Here is a 20,515-nt window from a genome sequence, read left to right as displayed (position 1 = left end):
CGCGGTTTCGGACGTTACCCTCGGCGCATGCTCCGTTCCGTCATCCTGGCCGCGGCGGGCTCGTCCCGTCTGGGGCGCCTGGTTTCCGGCAATTCCGTCAGCAAGGGCCTGGCCGCCCGCTTCGTGGCCGGCGACGGCGTCGAGGACGCTCTGACCGTCGCCCGCACGCTGATCGACGACGGACTGACCGTCACCTGCCAGCACCTGGGCGCCGAGACCACCAACGCGGAGCAGGCCCGGGCGGTCCGGGACGAGTACGTCACCCTGCTGGGCCGGCTCAAGGGCGCCGGACTGACCCCGGCCACCGAGGTCAGCATCAAGCTTTCCGCACTGGGCCAGCGGTTCGACGACAAATTGGCATACGAGTACGCCGAGTCGGTCTGTGCCGCGGCGACCGAGGCCGGCACCGCGGTGACCCTGGACGCCGAGGACCACACCACCACCGACTCGACCCTGGAGATCCTGGCCGGGCTCCGCAAGGACCACCCGGAGACCGGCGCGGTGCTCCAGGCGTACCTGCGGCGCACCGAGGGCGACTGCCGGGAACTTGCCGCGGCCGGGTCGCGGGTGCGGCTCTGCAAGGGCGCGTACGCCGAACCCGAGTCGGTGGCCTACCAGTCCGCCCTGGACGTCGACAAGTCGTTCGTCCGCTGCCTCAACATCCTGATGTCCGGCTCGGGTTACCCGATGGTGGCCACCCACGACCCGCGGCTGATCGCCATCGCCGAGGACCGCGCCCGCTGGTTCGACCGCTCTGCCGAGGAGTACGAGTTCCAGATGCTCTACGGGATGCGCACCGAGGAGCAGGCCCGGCTCGCGGCGGCCGGCAACGTGGTCCGGGTCTACCTCCCCTACGGCGAGCAGTGGTACGGCTACCTGATGCGCCGGCTGGCCGAGCGCCCGGCGACCGCTGCGCTTCTGGGTAGGGCCCTCGCAACGAAGAAGTAGACCTTTCGGGCGAAAACCGCGCAGAACTGGCGTGTCGGCCTTGACTTTTTCAGGCCATTTCACGGAACGCATCGCGTTGGTCACAGTCGTATCGATAACGTTCTGATGACACGCACGTTCTCCGCCACGTCGCGAAGCCTGTCCAGTCGCGGCGGCACGTGCCTGCGAAAGGATCGGTGCAAGGAGATGACGGGTCCAGCCCAGACCGAGGAACGCCTCTCGGAGGTGCGGTTCCTCACCGTGGCCGAGGTGGCCGCCCTGATGCGGGTCTCGAAGATGACCGTCTACCGGCTGGTGCACGGCGGCGATCTGACCGCTGTCCGGGTCGGCCGGTCGTTCCGGGTGCCCGAGCATGCCGTGCACGAATATCTACGGGGCGCCTTCTCCCAGACCGCGTGACGCCGGGGCCGCTTTGGCCCCGGACCGGCCTGGCCGGTACGCTGGTGCGGTTGGTTCCCGGTAATGCCACCCGCCGCTGCTTCGCGCGGCGAGGGCCCGGGGCGCCGTCCAGTTCGGATGCGGCCGTGCCGTCGGGCACCCGGGTCCGACCCACATGGTTTCGAGAGGCAAATTCGTATGGGCTCCGTGGTCAAGAAGCGCCGCAAGCGTATGGCGAAGAAGAAGCACCGCAAGCTGCTGCGCAAGACCCGCGTCCAGCGTCGCCGTCTCGGCAAGTGACGGCCGGCCGGGCGCGAGGAGCACGACAACCTCTCCCGGCCGAGACCGACCTTGCCGCTTCCTGCCGCTCGTAACGTCGCATCGGAAGGTGCGCCCGTGGTGACCTCACCGCCAGGCGTCGTCGTGGTCACCGGAGTCAGCCGATTTCTCGGCGCCCGGGTGGCCGCACGCCTCGCCGCCGATCCGCGTATCAACCGCGTAGTCGGCCTGGATCCGCACGAGCCGCCGCCGGCCCTACTGGGCCTGCTCGGCGATGTCGAGCTGATCCGGGCCGATGCCCGCGCGGCCTCCGGCGCCATCGCCGACCTCGGCGCCGAGGCGCTCGTGCACATGGCCGTGACCAGTGCGCCCGACTCGCAGGCGGGTGGGCGCGCGGCCATGAAGGAGCAGAACGTCATCGGCACGATGCAGCTGCTCGCCGCCGCGCAGGGCGCACCCGGCCTGCGCAAGCTCGTGGTGCGCTCGTCCACGGCCGCGTACGGCGCCTCGTTCCGGGACCCCGCGGTCTTCACCGAGGACACCGAGCCGCGGGCGGTGCCGCGCGGCTCGTTCGCCCGCGACATCCTCGACATCGAGGGCTACGTGCGGGGCTTCCGCCGGCGCCGGCCGGACGTCACGGCCACCGTGCTGCGGTTCGCGCCGTTCATCAGTTCGACCGCGCAGACGTCGCTGACCCGGTACTTCGCGCAGCCGGTGGTGCCGACCGTGTTCGGCCGCGACGCCCGGCTGCAGTTCGTGCACGTCGACGACGCGCTCGAGATCCTGCACCGGTCCGTGGTCGAGGACCACTCCGGCACCTTCAACGTGGCCGGCGACGGCGTGCTGGCGCTGTCCCAGGCGGTCCGCCGGGCCGGCCGCATCTCGGTGCCGCTGCCCGAGGGCACCCTGTCGACGGCCGCCGCGATCGCCCGCAACGTCGGCATCGGCGAGATCGGGCTCGACCAGATCGACCTGTTCGTGCACGGCCGGGTGGTGGACACGACCCAGCTGACCGAGGAGTTCGGCTTCACCCCGCGGGACACGGCCACCGCGTTCGACGACTTCATCAAGGGCCACGCGAACGGCTCGTCGCTGACCGCCGCCCGGATCGAGGCCGCCGAGCGGGCGATTCTCGACGGCATCCGCCGCTTCCGGGCCGCCGCGGCCGAGCAGGCGGGCCGCAGCAAAGCCGAGAAATCTCCGGTCGGGAGCGACCTGTCGTGAGCCAGCACGAGTACCGTGACATGCTGCCCGGCCACGCCGATTTCACCCTGCCCAAGCCGGCCGCACCGGTCCGGGTCAACGGCCGACGGCCGATCCCGGAGGTGCCGCAGATGAACGGGCATGCCGCGGCCAAGCCGCCACCCGAACCGGCTGCCGCCAAGCCGGACACCGTCGACATCTGGGACCAGCGGGTCGCCGCCGGTCTCGCGTTCCTGCGCCGCCGTCTCGCCGGCTCCTACCCGGTGGACGACTTCGGCTTCGATCCCGAGCTCACCGACGCCGTCTTCCTGCCGCTGCTGCGGGTGCTCTACCGGGACTGGTTCCGCACCGAGGTGGCCGGCATCGAGCACGTACCGGCCGACGGGGCCGGCCTGATCGTGGGCAACCACTCGGGCACTGTTGCCCTGGACGCGCTGATGCTCTCGGTGGCGATCCGTGACCAGCACCCGAACGACCGGCACCTGCGGCTGCTCGGTGCCGACCTGGTTTTCCGGATGCCGATCATGAGCGAGATGGCCCGCAAGTCCGGTGCCACCGTGGCCTGCAACCCGGACGCCGAGCGCCTGCTGGCCGGCGGCGAGTTGGTCGGCGTGTTCCCGGAGGGCTTCAAGGGCATCGGCAAGCGGTTCTCCGACCGGTACAAGCTCCAGCGTTTCGGCCGGGGCGGGTTCGTGTCGGCGGCGCTGCGCACCGGTACCCCGATCGTGCCGGCCGCCATCATCGGGGCCGAGGAGATCTATCCGATCCTGGCCGACGTCAAGCCGCTGGCCCGGCTGCTCGGCCTGCCGTACTTTCCGATCACTCCGACGTTCCCGTGGCTGGGCCCGCTGGGCCTGGTGCCGTTGCCGAGCAAGTGGATGATCCAGTTCTGCCCGGCCATCCCGACCGCACACCTGACCGAGCACGCCGACGACCCCATGGTCGTCTACAACCTCGCTGACCAGGTACGCGAGACGATCCAGGCCACCGTGCTGGAACTACTGGAGAAGCGGCCCGACCCGTTCGGAAAGTAACCGGGGCCGTTTGGCGCCACCGATCTGCCGTTGGGCGCATGTTTCGTACGTTGCCGGAGGGACTGGAGTGATCCGGCTAAAGTGACAGATGAGGGGCGGCCCCGGTAACACCCGGCAACCGCCCCTCGCCATGCTGAACTACCGGACCCCGAACAGCTCCCCGAGCAGCCCGCCGACGCCGGTCTCGCCGGTGTCCGCCGTGGTGGGCGGCACCGAGATCTTCGGCGTGCCGCCGAGCGGCGCCAGGTCCGGACCGGTGGACGCGCCCTGCAGGCCCGGGTCGGGCACGCCGGCGGAGGCGTCCGGCGCCACGGTCGGCGCGCTGCGCTCCGGGCGTACCTTGGCCTCGTCCTTGTTGTCGTCGTTGACCTTGGGCGTGGACTTGCCGCTGTGCCCGTTCGACCGGGACGTGGCGTTGCTGCCCGCGGTCGTCGTGCAGTCGCGCAGCTTCGGCCCGAGCGCGTCGGTGCCGTTCGCCACCACCGGGGTGCAGCCGAGGCCGGCCCGCAGCGCGTCGGTGCGCTGCCGGACGTCGTCGAGCAGCGACAGCGACGCCGTCGCCCGCTCCCGGTTGGCCGGGCTGAGCTTGCCCAGCGCCGGCGTCAGCAGCTGGCGCTGCTGTGCCGCGAAGCTGTCGACGGTGGCCAGCGGCTTCACGTCCCGGCGGGCCACCGCCGAGGTGGTCAGCAGCCGGACGCCCTTGCGGGTGTCGGCGTCCATGTCGTCCAGCACCCCGGCGAAATCTCCGGCGTTGCCCGGCATGGCGGCCGCCTCGGCAAGCCGGGTACGGGCGAAGTCCAGGGACAGCTGCCCCCGGGTCACGTCCGAGCCGGCCATCGCCAGTTGGGCACGTTCGGTCGACCGCTTGACGCCGTACAGCGCGTCACCCGGTGATGCGTTCTCACTTGCCGCGGAGATTCCGGACACCGCCATCGCACCGGCGGCGACGCCGATCACGATCGCGCCCCGGGCCCGGATCCGCCTGCCACCCTGACCGAGCACCGAGGCCCGCAGACCCGCGCGGCTAGCGCGTCCGGTCTCGGGTTCCGCCTCGATGGCGGTCGCGGTCCGGCCGAGGCCGTCCCGCTCGGCGGTGGCGACCAGCATGGCCCGCAGGCCCACGCGGAACTCGGGTTCCACCTGGACCCCGGGCTTCGCCGCGGACAGGCGGTGGCCGATGGCGACCAGTTCGGCGAGCCGTTCGTCGGTCAGGCCGTGGCTGTGGTGCCGCCGGCCGCCGGTGGTCTCGTCGAGAAGCTCCGCGAAGCGCTCGGCGCTCCGCCGGTCCAGGAAGTCGAACTTCACCGCGGGCACCTCCCCTCGCTCGTGAATGTCTCGCCGGCGGCATCGCCGACGGTCGCGACCGCACCGAGGGCCAGCCAGCCGGCCCGGGGTCGCACCCGGACAAACGCGCGATGCTCGCCCCCGGTTACGGGGAACGGCGGCTGATATCGAACTATGGAGATCCACATGGACGCCGCCCGGGTCACCACTGGAACCCTTCGGGCAGGAGCCGGGCGAGTGCCCGGACGGCCCGGTACTGGAGGGCCTTGATGGCACCCTCGTTCTTGCCCATGGTCTGCGCGGTCTCGGCCACCGAGAAGCCCTGCAGGAAGCGGAGCACGATGCACTCCTGCTGCTCCGGGTTGAGCTGCTTGACGGCGGTGAGCAGGGCGACGTTGGTGATGTGGTCGACCACGGCCGACTCCGGGCTGCCCTCCGGCCCGCGGTCCTCGCGGTCGGCGTCGAGCACGTCGCCGGTGGTGACCTCGAGCCGGTAGCGGCCGGACTTGAAGTGGTCGGCGACCAGGTTCCGGGCGATGGTCACCAGCCAGGCGCCCAGGTCGCGGCCCTGCCAGGTGAAGCTGCCGATGCGCTTGAGGGCCCGCAGGAAGGTGTCCGACGTCAGGTCCTCGGCGAGCTGGCGGTTGCCGACCCGGAAGTAGACGAACCGGAAGACGGTGTCCACGTACCGGTCGTAGATCAGGCCGAACGCCTCGGCCTCGCCGGCCTGTGCGCGTTCGACCAGCGCCCACACCTCGGCGGCGGCGTCGGTGGGGTCCGGGCGGGACGGATACTTGGGCGGCTCGCTCTCGCCGGGCGGGCCGGTGGTGCTCTGCGCCGGCACCACCACGGTCTGCTCGCCCGGTGTCTCCGGGAGGTTGCTGCGCTGGCCCGCGGTGGGCTGGGCGGGCATGGCCGGCCGGCCCGGCACCGCCACCCGGCCGCTGCCGGCGATCGGCTTGGCGTTGCCGGTCGGCGGGATACGGACCCCCGGCGACTCGTTGACGTGCCGGCGGTTGCTGGTCCGCTTGGGTCCGTCACCCCGGATGGCGTGCACGATCATGGTGTCGACGGACTCTCGAAGGGCGCTCAGGCCCTCGGTAAGTGCGAGGCGCGCCGCGACGATGTCGCGGTGGTACGGATCCCCGGCGAACACATGACTCACTGCGCCTCCTCAACCCGGCGGGCCTGGTCCGACTGCTGATCCGTCCCGCCAGACGTGGATCGGCAGTAATTCCGTGCTTGGTGTGGCACAGCGGCCTCCTCGGGATGAGGGGTGACTACTCATAGCAAAAGGGGTGGGGTGGCCCAAAAACGTCAGACCAGCCTCACCCAGGGTTGTGGAGTCCGTTACTCAGACGCGAAGTATCACGGAACCCGAACACACGGAGTCGCACACTGTGTGCGCTGCGCGAAAATAGTACGAAGTGGCGCAGACGAGACACAAGGAACGCATGCCACGATGGTGGACACCCTCGGGACCGCGACGGACAACCTGTGCGCTGTCCCCAAGAAGGCACCTTTGTGCCAGACTCAGCCCTCGTGGATGTACCAGCCCGGGATCCGGTTGCGGCTGCGGCCGCCCGTCGCCCCCACCACCCCGCGCTGATCACCCCGGACGCCACGCTGACCTGGGCCGAACTCGACGCCCGGGTGCAGGAGGCGGCCCGCCGGCTGGTGATGCTGGCCCGGCCGCGCGACCGGGTGGCGATCGTGCTGGGCAACACCGTCGACTTCGTGGTGACGTACTTCGGGACGCTGCGCGCCGGCCGGGTCGCGGTGCCGCTCAACCCGGGCTACACCGCCGACGAGCTGGACCACGCGATCGGCGACTGCCAGGCCACGGTGGTGGTGGCCGATCTGGCCGAACGAGCCAAACTGCGGTCGCCGACGCCGCCCTGCGTACCCCCTGACCTCGGCGCCGCCACGGGTGACCTGCCCGAGGTGCGCGCGGGTGACCTCGCGGTCCTGCTCTACACCTCGGGGACCAGTGGACGGCCCAAGGGGGCGATGCTCAGCCACGCCGCGCTGGCCGCCAACCACGACCAGCTGGACGCCATCGAACCGCCGGTGGTCGGCCCGGACGACGTGGTGCTGCTGGCCATGCCGCTGTTCCACGCCTACGGCCTGAACACCGGGCTGGGCACGGTGGCCCACCACGCGGCCACCGGGGTGCTGGTCGACCGGTTCGACCCGGCCGCCTCGCTGGCCGTGATGGCCGAGCGCCGGGTGACCGTCGCGATCGGCGTACCCGGCATGTATTCCGCCTGGTCCCGGCAGCCCTCGGCGAGCATCGCGCTGGCCGCCCTGCGCACCGCGGTGTGCGGCGCCGCTCCGCTCAACCCGGCCGAGGCGGCGCTCTTCACCACGGCCACCGGCAAGAACATCCTGATCGGGTACGGGTTGACCGAGACCGCCCCGGTGCTCACCACCACCGCGGTCAGCGACCGGGCCAAGACCGGCTCGATCGGGCGGCCGTTGCCCGGCGTCTCGCTCCGGCTGCGGTCCGCCGGCGGGCACGTGCTCTGGGAGGACGGCACCGCCTCGCCCGAGGAAGACCTCGCCGAGCTCGACCTGTCGGTGGAGGACTCGGCCGGCACCGACCCGGGCGAGATCGTGGTGCGCGGCGCCAACCTGTTCGGCGGCTACTGGCCGGACGGCCGGGACGGCCCGGACGGGGACGGCTGGTGGGCCACCGGCGACGTGGCCTACGCGGACGGCGACGGCGACCTGCACCTGGTCGACCGGATCGGCGAGCTGATCCTGGTGAACGGCTTCAACGTCTACCCGGCGGAGATCGAACGGGTGCTCGACTCGCACCCGGCGGTGGCCGAGTCGGCGGTGATCGGGCGGCCCGACGACGACACCGGGCAGCGCCCGCACGCGTACGTGGTCGCCGCTCTGGACCCCGCACCCACCCCGGCCGAACTCCAGGTCTTCTGCGCCGGGCAGCTGGCCCGGTTCAAGCTGCCGAGCATCGAAGTGGTGAGTGAACTTCCGCACTCGGCCACCGGCAAGGTGCGCAAGCGAGAATTGTCCTCATGACGACTCGGGTCACCCTGATCAGCCGGGACGGCTGCCACCTCTGCGCGGACGCCGAAGCCACGCTCGACCGCATTTTGCCCGGCCAATGGAGCCGGGTCGACGTCGACTCCTCGATCGAGCTGGAACGCGACTACGGCGACCGGGTGCCGGTGGTGCTGCTCGACGGCCGGGAGCACGGCTACTGGCGGGTCGAGGAGGCCCGGCTGCTGCGGGACCTCGCAGGCTAGATCTGCCGGTTAAGTTATTCGCCGTGGCGCGCACTCATCTGGTCTGGGACTGGAACGGAACCCTGCTCGACGACCTCAGCCTGGTGGTCTCCTCGACCAACCACGCGTTCGCCGCGGTGGGCGGGCGCAGCGTGGACTCCGACGAGCACCGGGCCCGGTTCCGCCGGCCGGTCGCCGAGTTCTACGCCGAGATCCTCGGCCGGGCGGTCGACGAGGAGGAGTTCGGCAAGCTGGACCGGATCTTCCACGACGCCTACCGGCTGGGCCTGACCAGCATGGCGCTGGCCGCCGACGCCAAGACCGCGATCACCGCCTGGCCGGGCTCGCAGTCGCTGCTGTCCATGTGGTTCCACAGCGAGTTGGTGCCGGCCGTCGAGACGTACGGGCTGACCGGTCTGTTCACCCGGGTGGACGGCCTGCGTACCGAGATCGGCGGTCACCTGAAGGCCGGTCATCTCGCCACCCATCTGGACGAGTTGGGTGTGGCCGGCGAGGAGGCGGTCCTGATCGGGGATTCGCTGGACGACGCCGCGGCGGCCGACTCGGTGGGTGCCGCCGCGGTTCTCTACACCGGTGGTTTCACTCACCCCGACCGGCTGCGGGCCTCCGGTTACCCGGTCGCGGATTCGCTGGTGGAGGCCATCACCATCGCCCGTACCCTCTAGCCGGGATCCCCTTGGTGGGTGGTCGGCACCCGGCTCTTCCGGGCATACTGCATGGGCCGGACGGGTCCATTAGCAGGCTAGTGGATCTTTGTCCACTTGACCCACCAAGATCGCGATTTGTGCACGCCTTCACAAGCGCCTACCCTGTGACTTCGAAGAGCCCCGCTATCACAGCCGGTTAAGCCGGGCGTCAGGGGGCTCGCACACCATGTCCGAGTCGTCGGCACGGAGTCAGATGAGTCAGCAGCGTCACGGAAGTACGCCCGGCAGCGCCTCAGACACCCGGGCCAACGCGGTCCCGGCGTTTCCGGACCTCCCGGAGGCGACGATCGCACGGCTGCCCGAGTACCTTCGCGCGTTGCACAACCTCGGCGAGAGCGGGGCCGACACGATCTCCAGCGAGGGCCTCGCGGCCGCGGCCGGGGTCAACTCGGCCAAGCTGCGCAAGGACCTCTCACACCTGGGGTCGTACGGCACCCGCGGCGTCGGCTACGACGTCGCCCTGCTGATCGAGCAGATCGAGTACGTGCTGGGCCTCGACCAGCGCCGCGCCGTCTGCCTGGTCGGCGTCGGTAACCTCGGGCACGCGCTGGCCGGCTACGACGGCTTCGCCAGCCGCGGCTTCAAGATCGTTGCACTGTTCGACGCCGACCCGGCCAAGGTTGGCGAGTTGATCCACGGCCTCGCCGTGCGCCACATCGACGAGCTGAGCCAGGTCGCCGTCGAGGAGAGCATCGCCATCGGGGTCATCGCCACCCCGGCCCGCGCCGCCCAGGCGGTCGCCGACGAGCTGGTCGCCGCCGGCGTCACCAGCATCCTGAACTTCGCCCCGTGTGTGCTCTCGGTGCCGGCCAACGTCGACGTTCGCAAGGTTGACCTGGCCATCGAGCTGCAGATTCTCTCATTTCATGAGCACCGCAAGGCGACGCTGACCGCGTTGCCCGGCGGCCGGTCCGCCACGGGGGCGGAGAATCAGGAGGCGGTGGGGTCGTGAATCTGCTCAGCGTCGGTGCGTCCTACCGCACCGCCGACGTCAGCACGCTGGAACGGCTCGCGATCGGCGAGGAGGACGTGCCCCGGCTGCTGCACAAGCTGGTCGGCCAGCCCTACGTGGGCGAGGCCGTGGTGCTCTCCACCTGCAACCGGGTGGAGATCTACGCGGCGGTCACCGGCTTCCACGGCGGTCTCGGCGACGTCTGCAACGTGCTCTCCGAGGTGTCCGGCATCCCGGCCACCGAGCTGGCCGGTCACCTGTACGTGCACTACGACGAGGCCGCGGTGCGGCACTCGTTCCGGGTGTCGGCCGGGCTCGACTCGATGGTGGTCGGTGAGGCGCAGATCCTCGGGCAGTTGCGCGACGCGTACCACGCGGCCACCGAGGCGGACACCGCCGGCCGGCTGCTGCACGAGCTCATGCAGCAGGCGCTGCGGGTGGGCAAGCGGGCGCACGCCGAGACCGGCATCGACAAGGCCGGGCAGAGCGTGGTCACCGCGGCCCTCGAGGTGGCCGAGTCCCGGCTGGGGCGCCTGGCCGGACGTCCGGCGCTGGTCATCGGCGCCGGTGCGATGGGTGCGCTGGCGGTCGCCACGCTGACCCGGGCCGGTGTCGGGCCGGTACGCATCACCAACCGCAGCGCCGCCCGGGCCGACCGGCTGGCCGAGGCGTACGGCGCCACCCCGGTGCCCTTCGCCGACCTCGACGCCGCGCTGCGCGACACCGAGCTGGTGATCACCGCGACCGCGTCGTCCGAGCCGGTGCTCACCCGGGACCGGCTCGAGGCCGCCGGGCCGCTGGTGGTGCTCGATCTCGCGGTGCCGCGGGACGTGGACCCGGACGCGGCCGGCCTGCCCGAGCTCACCGTGATCGACATCGACAGCCTCGCGGCGTCCCGGCGGGAGGCTCCGGCCGCCGCCGAGACCCTCGCGGTCGAGCAGATTGTCACCGCGGAGGTGGAACACTTCCTCGGCTGGCTGCGCGGCGCCGACATCGCGCCTACCGTGGCCGCACTGCGTTCCCGCGCCGAGGACGTGGTCGCCGCCGAACTGCGCAAGCTCTACGGCCGGCGGTCGGAATTCACCGAGGAGCAACGCGCGGATGTTTCCCGTACGCTGCATCGGGTCGTTCAGCAGCTGCTGCACTCGCCGACCGTGCGGGTCCGCCAGCTGGCCGCCGAGCCCGGTGGCGACCAGTACGCGGCGCTGCTGCGCCAGCTGTTCGACCTGGATGTCCCGCACGCCACGCAGGCCGACGCGGTGCCCGAGCTAGGAGGAAAGTCGTGAGCACGCCGCTTCGGCTCGGCACGCGGGGGAGCGCGCTGGCCCTGGCCCAGTCGCAGCACACCGCCGATGCCCTGACCGCGGCCACCGGCCGCCCGGTCGAGCTGGTCCGGATCATCACCCCCGGCGATCGCTCCAGCGCGCCGGTCGCCCAGCTCGGGGTGGGTGTGTTCGTCTCGGCGCTGCGCGACGCGCTGCTAGCCGACGAGATCGACTTCGCCGTGCACTCCTACAAGGACCTGCCCACCGGCGAGCACGCGGGGCTGCACATCGCCGCGGTGCCGCCGCGCGAGGACCCCCGTGACGTGCTGATCGCCCGCGGTGACCTGACGCTCGCCGAGCTCACCCCCGGTGCGGTGATCGGCACCGGCGCGGTGCGCCGAATCGCGCAACTGCATGCTTTGGGCCTACAGTTGCAGGTCACGCCGATCCGCGGGAACGTCGACAGCCGGATCGCCCGGGTGCGAGGGCCCGAGGCCGATCTGGACGCCGTCGTCCTCGCCCGGGCCGGCGTGGCGCGTCTCGGCCGCACCGCCGAGATCAGCGAGACGCTCGACCCGATGCTCATGCTGCCCGCCCCGGCCCAGGGCGCGCTGGCGGTGGAGTGCCGGGTGGGCGATGCAGACCTGGTCGAGCTGCTGGCTGCGCTCGACCACGCACCGTCCCGGGCCGCCGTGCTGGCGGAACGGGCGATGCTGGCCACGCTCGAGGCCGGGTGCTCCGCCCCGGTCGCGGCACACGCCGAACTCGCCGAGGGCGAGACCGGTGACGAGATCTACCTGCGCGGTGCGGTGATCAGCCCGGATGGGGCACGAGCCATCCGCCTGTCGCGCACCGGAACGCCCGCCGACGCGGCGGAGATCGGCAAGGCACTCGCCGCCGACCTCCTCGACGCCGGCGCCGATACCCTGATGGGGAGTATTGCATGAGCGACTGCACCGAGCGGCACGCAGCCGCACCGGACGACGGCCTCGTAGGCGAGGGCCAGGAGCGCATGCCCAAGGAAGGCACAGAATGACCACCCGCACCGCCCGCAAGCCAGCTGGACGCATCGCGTTCGTCGGCGCCGGACCCGGCGACCCGGAGCTGCTGACCCGCCGCGCGCACGCCGCGCTGACCGATGCCGACCAGGTGGTCTACGACCGCGGCGTGCCCGAGTCCCTGCTGACCGCGATTCGCGCGGAGGCCAAGGCGGACGCCCAGTTCAGTCCCGCCGAGGGCGCACCCGGCGACGTCGCCAAGGTGCTGCTGTCCGCGGCCAAGTCCGGCCTGTCCGCCGTGCACCTGGTGGCCGGCGACCCGTTCGGCCACGAGGCGGTCGTCAAGGAGGTGCAGGCCGTCGCCCGCACCGCCGTCCACTTCGAGGTGGTGCCCGGCCTGGGCCAGGCCGAGGGCGTCGCCACGTACGCCGGCGTGCCGCTGCCCGGCGTGCGCACCACCGCGGACGTCGACGACATCTCCGCGGTCGACTTCGACGCGCTCGCGGCCGCCGCGCAGAAGGGCTCGTTCGCCGTGGCGGTCGACGCCGGCGACCTGGCCGCCGTGCGTGACGGTCTGCTCGCGGCCGGCGTCGAGCCCGGCACCCCGGTCGCGGTGACCGGCGACGGCACCGGCGAGACGCAGTACACCACCACGTCCACGGTCGACAGTTTCGTGGCCGCGGCGCTCGGCTTCACCGGCCGGGTGGTGCTCACGGTCGGCGGCGACGTCGCCGAGCGCGACACCCTGAGCTGGTGGGAAAACCGGCCGCTGTACGGCTGGAAGGTGCTGGTCCCGCGCACCAAGGAGCAGGCCGGCGCGATGAGCGCACGGCTGCGGGCCTACGGCGCGATCCCGTGCGAGGTGCCGACCATCGCGGTCGAGCCGCCGCGCACCCCGGCGCAGATGGAGCGCGCGGTCAAGGGCCTGGTCGACGGCCGGTACGCCTGGGTCGTCTTCACCTCGGTGAACGCGGTCCGCGCGGTCTGGGAGAAGTTCGACGAGCACGGCCTGGACGCCCGCCACTTCGGCGGCGTCAAGATCGCCTGCATCGGCGAGGCCACCGCAGACGCGGTCCGCGCGTTCGGCATCCAGCCCGAGCTGCTCCCGGCCGGTGACCAGTCCAGCGAGGGCCTGCTCGCCGAGTTCTCGCCGCACGACGAGATCCTCGACCCGGTCGGCCGGGTGCTGCTGCCGCGCGCCGACATCGCCACCGAGACGCTCGCGGCCGGGCTCATCGAGCGCGGCTGGGAGGTCGACGACGTCACGGCGTACCGCACGGTCCGCGCCGCGCCGCCGCCGGCCGAGATCCGCGACGCGATCAAGTCGGGCGGGTTCGACGCGGTGCTGTTCACGTCGTCCTCGACCGTACGCAACCTGGTCGGCATCGCCGGAAAGCCGCACGCCCGCACGGTCGTCGCGGTGATCGGGCCGAAGACCGCCGAGACCGCCACCGAGTTCGGCCTGCGCGTCGACGTCCAGCCCCAGCACGCCTCGGTGCCGGACCTGGTCGAGGCGCTCGCGTCCTACGCGGTGGAGCTGCGCGAGAAGCTGGCCGCCATGCCGGCCAAGCAGCGCCGCGGCTCCAAGGTGCAGGGACCCACGGCTCTCCGCTTCCGTTAAGGAGCGTCATGTTTCCGGATGTCCGTCCGCGGCGGCTGCGCCGTACCCCGGCACTGCGTCGCCTGGTCGAGGAGACCAGGCTGGCGCCGGCCGAGCTGATCCTGCCGCTCTTCCTCCGGGAAGGGCTGACCGAGCCGCGCGCGATCAGCTCGCTGCCCGGGGTGGTGCAGCACTCGCGCGACTCGCTGCGCAAGGCCGCGCACGAGGCGGTCACCGCGGGCGTCGGCGGCCTGATGCTGTTCGGCGTGCCGGACAACGCCAACAAGGACGCCACCGGTTCGGCCGGGCTCGACCCGGACGGCATCCTGAACGTCGGCATCCGTGACCTGATCGCCGAGGTCGGCGACGCCACGGTCGTGATGAGCGACCTGTGCCTCGACGAGTTCACCTCGCACGGGCACTGCGGCGTGCTGGCCGCGGACGGCTCGGTCGACAACGACGCGACCCTGGCGATCTACGCCGAGATGGCGGTCGCGCAGGCCGCGGCCGGAGCCCACATGGTCGGGCCGTCCGGCATGATGGACGGTCAGATCGGCGTCGTCCGCCGTGCCCTGGACAAGGCCGGATACTCCGACGTCTCGATCCTGGCGTACTCGGCGAAATACGCGGGCGCGTTCTACGGCCCGTTCCGCGAGGCCGTCGAGTCCACCCTGCAGGGCGACCGCCGGCAGTACCAGCAGGACCCGCCCAACCTGCGCGAGGCGCTGCGCGAGGTCGACCTGGACGTGGCCGAGGGCGCCGACATCGTGATGGTGAAACCGGCCCTGCCGTACCTCGACGTGATCGCCGCGATCCGCGACCGGGTCACCGTGCCGGTGGCGGCCTACCAGGTCTCCGGCGAGTACGCGATGGTCGAGGCCGCGGCCGCGAACGGCTGGATCGACCGCGAGCGGGTGATGCTCGAGACGCTCACCTCGATCAAGCGGGCCGGCGTCCAGATGACCCTCACGTACTGGGCCGCCGAGGTGGCTCAGCTGCTCCGCTGAACCACCCCGGCGTTCCGCTCAGTCGTCGTTGACGATCGTGCCGGTCGCGGTCAGGTCGAGGGCCCGGACACCCGGGTCCAGGCCGGCCACCACCAGGGTCAGCCGCTCGTCCTTCTCGCGCGTCCGGTCACCGCGCACCTTGACCGTGAACGAGGTGCCGGTCGCGCCCGCCGCGATCGTCTGACAGCCCAGGTACGGGTCGAAGTCGGACAGCAGGTGGGCGGTGCCCGGCACGGCGGCCGCGCACACCGTGAGCGCCTTGCTCAGCGGCCGGGTCAGCGTCACCGGGAAGACCAGCGCCGACGTGCCGCGGTCGCCCTCCACGACACGGGCGTCCGCCACCGACAGCCCGGCCCGGGACTGGAACCGGGCCACCTGCGGGTCGTGGTCGCTGATCCCGCGGTCGGTGCCCTCCGGGAAGTCAGCGTTCAGGTGCGCGGCGCGCATCTGGATCAGGTCGCCGTACAGGTCGTCGTTGACGAACAGGTGGTCCAGCGTCTGCGCCTGACCGTCGAACACGTACGAGTACGCGGCCGACGGCGCGTCGGCGACCAGGTCGTCCCACAGGTTGTGCAGGCCGGCCTGGTACAGCGGCCCGAGCTGGTCGCCCGGGTTGGCCGGCACCGGGTCGTCCGGCCGCGGGAACACGTTCAGGTCGCCGCCGAACACCACCCGGGCGCCCGGCTCGGCGGTCTCGATCGCGCTGACGATCGCGGCGCCGTACCCGGCCTGCTCGCGGCGCTGGCCCACCCGGGAGTCCGGACCGGACGAGAAGTGGTTGGTGACGGCCCAGAGCGGGTAGCTCTCGGCCGATCCCGGGGCGGCCTTGACCGTGAACAGGCCCACCTGCGGCGCGCGGGTGTAGACGTTGCTGCCGTCCACCCCGGTCGACCGGTCGACGTCGGCGGGCAGCACCGCGTTCAGCGTCTTGGGGTTCGACACGTCGGCGTTGCTCGGCAGGGCCGCACTCCGGTAGACCACCTGCGGCGCCGAACCCAGGACCGGGTGGTCGGCGGTGGCCGCGGGCAGCGACAGCCGGTCGGTGCGGTAGAGGAAGCCGGAGACGATGCCCCGGGCGTCCGCACCGGACCGGTCGTAGGCGGCGTCGTACGCCGGGCCGCCGTGCGCCGCGATGGTCAGCGCCAGCTCCTGGAGCGTGTCCGGCTTGCCGTCGGCGTCGTTGGTGGCGCCGCACGCCAGCACACCCCCGGCGACCGTGCAGACGTCCTGGTCCTCGGCCTCCTGCGCGAGGATCAGGTCGGGGCCGTGCAGGTCCTTGACGACCTGGTCGGCGAGCCGGCCCAGGCGGGTGTCGTACTGCTCCTGGCTGGCCGGCACGTAGTCGAACGGCGGGCTCACCCCGGTGCAACCGGTGTTGCCGGCGAAGTCGCAGCCGTCGAACGGGTCGTCCCGGTAGTCGTACAGGTTTTCCACGTTGAACGTCGACACGGCCAGCTCGCGCTTGCGGTCGGCGGCCTTCGGCGGGGCGTTGCGCGACGGGTCGGCGCCCGCCTTGAAGGCCACGTCGGCGACCTGGATGCCGTACTTGTTGAACGCGTAGTAGAGCCCGCCGACCGCGTCCTTGGTGGTGGTGTCGAAGGTGCGGGCGGGCGGGAGGAGCTTGCTGCTGTCGCCGGCCGCGGCCTTGACGCCCATCGGACCCAGCATGATCCGGTTCCCGTTGCCGTTGTCCACCAGGCCCGGCTGGTCGTCCAGCGGGTGGGCGTCCCGGAAAACCCGGCGGGCGTACGGGTCGGACCGCTTCAGGATCGGGTCGTCCCGGTCGATCGCCCACACCTCGGCGTCGTCCGTACTGGCAAAGGTCTTGGTGTTGGACACCACCCCGGCGCCGGACCGCACCCGCAGCTGGCTGCCCTCGTGCCGCTCCCAGAACAGGTCGGCGGCCTCCTTGTCGGCCGGCGGCACGGCATCGGTGACCTGCACCTCGGCGGCCACGTCGAGGCCGGTGGCCAGGGTCGCGACCCACTCGGCGGCGCTCAGCTGGGTGAGGTTGAAGTATTCGCTGACCCGGGCGTTGACCACCACCTCGTCGCCGGCCTTGGGCGCGTAGTCGCCGATCAGCGTGGTGAACGTGCCCATGAAGACGAAGATGCCGTCGGAACTGGTGGGGTCGCCGTCGGTGGCGCCGGTGCGGCTCTGCAGGAAGAAGCCGTGCTGGTCGACGCCGGCCGCGGTGTGCGACAGGACCAGCTGGGTGATCACGCCGCGGACCTGGTATTTGCTGCTGCTGGAGCCGTTGCCGCTGGCCGGGGCGTACGGCGAGCGGTGGGTGCGCGGGCTGCTGGCGGTGCCGCCCTGGACGGCGCCGACCGTGAGTGGTTCGTCGGCGGCGTGGGCGACGCCCGGAAAAAGAACGCCGGCTGCCAGGATGGGCACGGCGAGTAAGGGCACTATGCGGTGGTGACGCACGAAGCCTCCACAGGACCTGAACAAAGGGTAAGGCCGACAGTAGAGGCCGAGCTCAGTCGATGGCTTCCAGGCTCTGTACCAGTTGCGCAACGTCGGCACCGTACTCGTACCAGTCGCGATCGGGCTGGTAGCCCAACTCGGCGTTAACCTTCAGCATCGATTCGTTGTCGTGCGCGTTCCAGGTCTGCACCTCGCGCAACCCGGGCTCGGCGGAGCGCAGCTCGAACAGCATCCGCGCCTTGATCGCCCGGTCGATGCCGTAACCGCGATGGGACCGCACGACGATCGTGTCGTACTGGTCGGCGCGTTCCGGATGCTGCGCCGGCACGACGACCTCGGTGAGCCCGGCCACCACGCCGGTGGCGTCGTGGGTGGCCAGCACGATGTAGGGCTTGAGACCACGCCGGTGCAGCGTGTCCAGCGAGTCGCGCAGGCGCTGCGGGTCGGAGGAGCGGGGAGCGAGGTCGAGATCGCCGTCGTCATCCTGCGCTTCGAGCTTTGCTTGGGCGTACGCCTCCAGCAGGGTCTCCGGTGGTCCGCCCGGGTGGTACTCGACGCGGTAGCCCGGGGCGATGCCGCCGGCCATCTCGGTCAGGGCCGGCCAGTCCACCGTCGACAGGGTGAGCACGCTGCGGGTTTCCACATACTCCCGCTCGAATCCGAGCGACTCGTAGAACGCTATGGCCGGCGTGCCGCCGATCGCTTCGACCCCGATGGAGGAGAAGCCCTCCAGATAGGCCCGCCGGGCCGCGACCGCGACCAGCTGCCGCCCCAGCCCACGCCGCCGCAGCGCGGGCCGGACCGAGACCTCGAGCACCCCGATGTCGCCCAGGAGCAGCATGCTGACGTGCGCAAAGATTTCGCTCTCGCCCTCGGGGAGGCGGTCGTCCTCGGCCACCCAGCTGATCCGGCGCTCGCCCGGCATGGTCTCGGCAAGGTACTCCCGCACCTGGCCGTCCTGCCACGGTGGATCGTTCGGGAGGTCCACGGCCAGGACCGCGTTGAGCGTCTCCACGAGCGATCGGATCTCCCCCGCCGACGCTGACCGGGGATCCCATTCACGCACCCTCACCCGTACAGCTTGCCGGTAAGGCGAGCGTCAGGGAAGTGCCGAGCCCGTATTCGTGCGGGTTCGGTCACTGTCTGTGGTTGCAAGTTGCAGGTCAGGCCCGGCTGCGCTGCCCGTAATCATTCGCCGCTTCAAACACCTTTTGCGCGTACGGGCGCACCGCGTTGTACGACAGGATGGCGTCCCACCAGGCGTCCGCCCTGGACATGTCGCGCCCACCCTGACACAGATAGACAGCCGCGGTCAGCGCCGCGTCGTCAATGTCGTTGGGATCGGCGAACCCGGTGTTGTCCGCGTCCACCTTGTAACTCGTCCAGGTGGCCGGGATGAACTGCAGCGGACCCACCGCCCGGTCGTAGGTACTGTCGGAGTCCATCGTGCCCTGATCGGTGTCCCGGATCAGCTGCCGCCCGCCCTTGCCGTCCAGGGGCAGCCCGTAGATGGCGGGCTGCACGGCCCCGTCGGCCCCGAGCACGGCCCCGTTGGCGCTGCCGTGCGCCGACTCCACCTTGGCGATGGCCGCGATGGTGGTCCAGCTGAGCCGGCAGGCCGGCGTGGTGCGGGCGACAACGAGTTCGGCATACCCGTACGCCTCAACCGCCACCACCGGAATGCCCACCTTGGTGCCCACCTGCTGAGCCCACCCCGACAACGCATCCGCCGGCCGCGCCCCACCACCCGCCGGCGGCGCCGGCACCACCCCGCCACCGGGCGCCGACGCACCGGGCAGCCCGCCAACACCAGCACTGGGCACCGGCGCCCCCGAAGCAACGGCCCCACCCTGCGGAAACTCCGGCGTGGCACTGGGCCCAGCCGAAGACTGCAACGCCTCCGGCACGAGATAGGCTCCCGCCGTCCCGGCCGCACCCACCAGAAGGACCGCGATAATCGCCGGCAGAATGAGGCGCCCGCTGGGCCGCTTGGCCCACTCCGAGGTGCTGCGCCCCGCCCGCCGAACGGCCCGGACAGGTTGAGCCCGCCGCAGCCGCCCACCCTTACCGCCGGGGTTGCTCGCATGCTTCCCGCCGGCAGCCGCACTGCGCGCCTCACCGGCCTGCGCCCCGCTGGTATGTGCGCTTCCACTGCCCTGAGCGCTTCCGCCCTGCGCGCCGCCGGCATGCGTGCCGGCGCCCTGCGCATTGCCGCTCTGCGTACCGCCGTATTGCGTGCCGCCGCTCTGCGTGCCGCCGGATTGCGTGCCACTGCTCTGCGTGCCGCCGGATTGCGTGCCACTGCTCTGCGTGCCACTGCTCTGCGTGCCACTGCTCTGCGTGCCACTGCTCTGCGTGCCGCCGGATTGCGTGCCACTGCTCTGCGGGTTGCCGGCCTGTGCGCTGCTGCGGTGTGCACCGCCCGCCTGCGGGCTGTTGGTGCTCTGTGCGTTCTCGCCCAGCGGGTTTCCGCTGTGCGGTCCGTTCCCCGCGCCGACGCTCGGTGCGCCACCAACGCCCTGCTGGCCCCCGGCCGGGCCGCGCTCGCCGCTGCCGGGAACCGCACCCCGCAGGAAGCCGCCCGCCTGTGCGTACCGGGTAGCCGCGCTGCGCGGCCCCGGGAAGCCGCCCGGCTGGGCAGTACCGTCCGGCTGTCCGGCGGCCTCCGGGTTGTTGCTGCCCGGGGAGGCGGGACTTCCGGGCCGTGCCGGCAACCCACCCGCCGGCGAGGCGCTGATTGCCGGGTCATCCTCCCGGGGGCTCCCGGTATGCGGGGCGCTGCCGGCGGCGGAACCGCTGTGCGGCGGCCAACTCGGCGGACCGGAGGGCTGCGCATCGCGCTGGGGCGGAGCGCCGACCGGCGGAGCGCCGACCGGCGGAGTCAGGCCCGCGGCGGGCGGGCTGCCGAACGCGCCGCTGCCGGCCGGCCGGAATCCGGGCAACGGGTTGACGGGCTGCGGAGCGACGGGCGGCGAGTTGGCCGCGCGCGGGCCGCTGCCCATGTCGGATTTGTCGCCCGAGGGTCGTGCGCCCGGCGGGAGGTCGGCGGCCAAGCCGGACGGCTCGGGCCAGGCGTCGTCAGCCGGCCGCCGGGAGCCGCCGGAGGAGGGTGCCGCGCCGGTCGGCGGGGCCGGGCTGATCGGCGGGGCCGGGCTGAT

Annotated in this window: 16 protein-coding genes and 2 pseudogenes; 13 read left to right on the top strand and 5 right to left on the bottom strand. The window is 71.9% G+C overall.

Translation table 11 applies throughout. The annotated features are described in order from the left end of the window. Nucleotides 1-27: 27 nt before the first annotated feature. The 5 genes from Ari01nite_RS26445 (at nt 28) to Ari01nite_RS26425 (ending at nt 3,842) form a co-directional block, all read left to right on the top strand. Nucleotides 28-948 (top strand): proline dehydrogenase family protein, encoded by a 921-nt coding sequence (locus Ari01nite_RS26445; protein ID WP_203784882.1) that lies wholly within the window; start codon nt 28-30, stop codon nt 946-948. Between the two features lie 186 nt (nt 949-1,134). Then, nucleotides 1,135-1,347, top strand: a complete 213-nt coding sequence (locus Ari01nite_RS26440; protein ID WP_203784881.1) for a helix-turn-helix domain-containing protein — start codon at nt 1,135-1,137, stop codon at nt 1,345-1,347. A 177-nt stretch (nt 1,348-1,524) separates the two neighbouring features. Continuing rightward, nucleotides 1,525-1,626, top strand: coding sequence for a 30S ribosomal protein bS22 (locus Ari01nite_RS26435; RefSeq protein WP_007465623.1), 102 nt, complete (start codon nt 1,525-1,527; stop codon nt 1,624-1,626). A gap of 96 nt (nt 1,627-1,722) precedes the next feature. Then, nucleotides 1,723-2,829 (top strand): NAD-dependent epimerase/dehydratase family protein, encoded by a 1,107-nt coding sequence (locus tag Ari01nite_RS26430; protein ID WP_203784880.1) that lies wholly within the window; start codon nt 1,723-1,725, stop codon nt 2,827-2,829. Then, the gene (locus Ari01nite_RS26425; protein WP_203784879.1) at nt 2,826-3,842 is read left to right on the top strand and encodes a lysophospholipid acyltransferase family protein; all 1,017 of its coding nucleotides are present in this window, start codon (nt 2,826-2,828) and stop codon (nt 3,840-3,842) included. Before Ari01nite_RS26430 ends, Ari01nite_RS26425 begins: the two co-directional genes overlap by 4 nt. Nucleotides 3,843-4,277: 435 nt before the next feature. Here Ari01nite_RS26425 and Ari01nite_RS26420 read toward each other — a convergent pair. Both Ari01nite_RS26420 and Ari01nite_RS26415 read right to left on the bottom strand, forming a co-directional pair. After that, nucleotides 4,278-5,156 (bottom strand): annotated as a pseudogene (locus tag Ari01nite_RS26420) (DUF5667 domain-containing protein); the annotation flags it as partial. 172 nt (nt 5,157-5,328) lie between these two features. Continuing rightward, nucleotides 5,329-6,189, bottom strand: coding sequence for an ECF subfamily RNA polymerase sigma factor, BldN family (locus Ari01nite_RS26415; protein ID WP_438872233.1), 861 nt, complete (start codon nt 6,187-6,189; stop codon nt 5,329-5,331). Nucleotides 6,190-6,668: 479 nt separating this feature from the next. Between Ari01nite_RS26415 and Ari01nite_RS26410 the strand changes: the two genes are divergently transcribed. From Ari01nite_RS26410 to hemB, 8 genes are all read left to right on the top strand, one after another. Beyond that, nucleotides 6,669-8,171 (top strand): AMP-binding protein, encoded by a 1,503-nt coding sequence (locus Ari01nite_RS26410; RefSeq protein ID WP_239163044.1) that lies wholly within the window; start codon nt 6,669-6,671, stop codon nt 8,169-8,171. Then, nucleotides 8,168-8,398, top strand: a complete 231-nt coding sequence (locus tag Ari01nite_RS26405; RefSeq protein WP_203784875.1) for a glutaredoxin family protein — start codon at nt 8,168-8,170, stop codon at nt 8,396-8,398. Before Ari01nite_RS26410 ends, Ari01nite_RS26405 begins: the two co-directional genes overlap by 4 nt. Nucleotides 8,399-8,421: 23 nt before the next feature. After that, on the top strand, nt 8,422-9,063 hold the full coding sequence (locus Ari01nite_RS26400; protein WP_203784874.1) for an HAD family hydrolase: 642 nt from the start codon (nt 8,422-8,424) through the stop codon (nt 9,061-9,063). Nucleotides 9,064-9,298: 235 nt separating this feature from the next. Further along, a complete protein-coding gene (locus tag Ari01nite_RS26395) occupies nt 9,299-10,057 on the top strand; it encodes a redox-sensing transcriptional repressor Rex (protein WP_203784873.1) in 759 nt (252 codons plus the stop codon). Beyond that, nucleotides 10,054-11,343, top strand: a complete 1,290-nt coding sequence (locus Ari01nite_RS26390) for a glutamyl-tRNA reductase (RefSeq protein ID WP_203784872.1) — start codon at nt 10,054-10,056, stop codon at nt 11,341-11,343. The genes Ari01nite_RS26395 and Ari01nite_RS26390 overlap by 4 nt, the downstream gene beginning before the upstream one ends. After that, nucleotides 11,340-12,269 (top strand): hydroxymethylbilane synthase, encoded by a 930-nt coding sequence (hemC, locus tag Ari01nite_RS26385; protein ID WP_203784871.1) that lies wholly within the window; start codon nt 11,340-11,342, stop codon nt 12,267-12,269. Before Ari01nite_RS26390 ends, hemC begins: the two co-directional genes overlap by 4 nt. Nucleotides 12,270-12,354: 85 nt before the next feature. Continuing rightward, entirely contained in the window at nt 12,355-13,941 is a 1,587-nt protein-coding gene (locus Ari01nite_RS26380) for a bifunctional uroporphyrinogen-III C-methyltransferase/uroporphyrinogen-III synthase (RefSeq protein WP_203784870.1), read from the top strand. An 8-nt stretch (nt 13,942-13,949) separates the two neighbouring features. Beyond that, complete coding sequence (hemB, locus tag Ari01nite_RS26375; RefSeq protein ID WP_203784869.1) at nt 13,950-14,927, top strand: porphobilinogen synthase; 978 nt, start codon at nt 13,950-13,952, stop codon at nt 14,925-14,927. Nucleotides 14,928-14,945: 18 nt separating this feature from the next. Here the strand turns inward: hemB and Ari01nite_RS26370 are convergent. From Ari01nite_RS26370 to Ari01nite_RS26360, 3 genes and pseudogenes are all read right to left on the bottom strand, one after another. Beyond that, nucleotides 14,946-17,276 (bottom strand): annotated as a pseudogene (locus Ari01nite_RS26370) (lamin tail domain-containing protein); the annotation flags it as partial. 133 nt (nt 17,277-17,409) lie between these two features. Beyond that, nucleotides 17,410-18,372 carry a GNAT family N-acetyltransferase gene (locus Ari01nite_RS26365; protein WP_438872229.1) on the bottom strand — a complete coding sequence of 321 codons (963 nt, stop codon included), beginning with the start codon at nt 18,370-18,372 and terminating at the stop codon, nt 17,410-17,412. Between the two features lie 148 nt (nt 18,373-18,520). Then, the coding region (locus Ari01nite_RS26360; RefSeq protein WP_203784866.1) for a hypothetical protein at nt 18,521-20,515 on the bottom strand (1,995 nt) is incomplete at its 5' end.

This window comes from Paractinoplanes rishiriensis (assembly GCF_016862375.1).
GTDB lineage: Bacteria > Actinomycetota > Actinomycetes > Mycobacteriales > Micromonosporaceae > Actinoplanes > Actinoplanes rishiriensis.
Note: the sequence above shows the minus strand (reverse complement) of the source record. Positions and strands in the feature narration are given on the sequence as shown.

Bases quoted from the DNA above. Each gene is read 5' to 3' on its own strand.
- Ari01nite_RS26395 (WP_203784873.1), top strand. From the start codon at position 9,299: ATGAGTCAGCAGCGTCACGGAAGTACGCCCGGCAGCGCCTCAGACACC.
- Ari01nite_RS26380 (WP_203784870.1), top strand. From the start codon at position 12,355: ATGACCACCCGCACCGCCCGCAAGCCAGCTGGACGCATCGCGTTCGTC.
- Ari01nite_RS26440 (WP_203784881.1), top strand. From the start codon at position 1,135: ATGACGGGTCCAGCCCAGACCGAGGAACGCCTCTCGGAGGTGCGGTTC.
- Ari01nite_RS26435 (WP_007465623.1), top strand. From the start codon at position 1,525: ATGGGCTCCGTGGTCAAGAAGCGCCGCAAGCGTATGGCGAAGAAGAAG.
- Ari01nite_RS26415 (WP_438872233.1), bottom strand. From the start codon at position 6,189: ATGATCGTGCACGCCATCCGGGGTGACGGACCCAAGCGGACCAGCAAC.
- Ari01nite_RS26445 (WP_203784882.1), top strand. From the start codon at position 28: ATGCTCCGTTCCGTCATCCTGGCCGCGGCGGGCTCGTCCCGTCTGGGG.
- hemB (WP_203784869.1), top strand. From the start codon at position 13,950: ATGTTTCCGGATGTCCGTCCGCGGCGGCTGCGCCGTACCCCGGCACTG.
- Ari01nite_RS26405 (WP_203784875.1), top strand. From the start codon at position 8,168: ATGACGACTCGGGTCACCCTGATCAGCCGGGACGGCTGCCACCTCTGC.